Origin of the sequence: Micromonospora sp. RP3T, from assembly GCF_003027925.1 — a bacterium.
In the GTDB taxonomy this organism is placed as follows: Bacteria; Actinomycetota; Actinomycetes; order Mycobacteriales; family Micromonosporaceae; genus Micromonospora.
Genome location: NZ_PYPS01000099.1, coordinates 1 through 905 on the forward strand (window position 1 = coordinate 1; position 905 = coordinate 905).

The 905-nt window shown below is 66.5% G+C and carries 1 protein-coding gene; it reads right to left on the reverse strand.

Features of this window, described 5'->3' with window-relative positions; all coding sequences use genetic code 11:
* Positions 1 to 13 precede the first annotated feature (13 nt).
* Positions 14 to 813 (reverse strand): IS5 family transposase gene (locus tag C8054_RS31535; protein ID WP_199200000.1). Its coding sequence is split into 2 segments (ribosomal slippage): positions 14 to 477 and positions 477 to 813, totalling 801 coding nucleotides; the frame shifts between segments, so codons are not numbered across the junction.
* Positions 814 to 905 lie beyond the last annotated feature (92 nt).

Genomic DNA, 905 nt, shown 5'->3' on the forward strand with positions numbered 1-905 from the left:
GCGTTAAGAACTCCTAACTCTGGGGGCGTTGGAGTTGGCGCCAGCAGATGAGGGAGCAGGCGAGGCTGAGGAAGGCTTCGTGGATGTCGTCGCGGATTTCCCAGCGGATGCGTAGGCGGCGGAACCAGTGCAGCCAGGCGATGGTGCGTTCTACGACCCAGCGTGTGGTGCCGAGTCCGGAGCCGTGAGGTGTGCCGCGTCGGGCGATGACCGGGGTGACGCCGCGGGCGCTGACTTGTTCGCGGTGGCTGTCGTAGTCGTAGCCCCGATCGGCGTACAGCCGGTCGGGGCGTCGCCGTGGTGGGCCTGGGCGTCCGCCGATGGCCGGTATGGCGTCGAGCAGGACGGTGGTCTGGGTGGAGTCGTGACGGTTGCCGCCGGTCAGCGTGACGGCGAGGGGTATTCCGCCGGCGTCGGTGATCACGTGGTGTTTCGAGCCCGGCTTGCGGCGGTCGACCGGGCTCGGACCAGTTTTGGGCCGCCCTTGAGCGCCCTAATGTGGGAGCCGTCGATCACCGCCCTCGACAGGTCCAACTGCCCCGCGCCGCGTAGGCGGGCCAGCAGAATCTCGTGCAGCCGCTGCCACACCCCGGCGTCATTCCAGTCCCGCAACCGACGCCAGCAGGTCATCCCCGACCCGAACCCGAGTTCTTGGGGCAGGAACTCCCACGGGATCGCGGTGTAGAGCACGAACAAGATCCCGCAGAACACCTTGCGGTCATCCAGCGGTTTACGCCCTGGATAGCGGCTGCGCCGTGGTGGGCGGGGTGGCAGCAGCGGTGCGATCTCGGCCCACAACTCATCCGAGACGATCCACGGCGGCTGCTCACCCCTCCTCACGTTCAGACGAAACGAGCCTCACATCCAGTCGGTTACGCCCAACATCATTAAGTTAGGACCTCTAA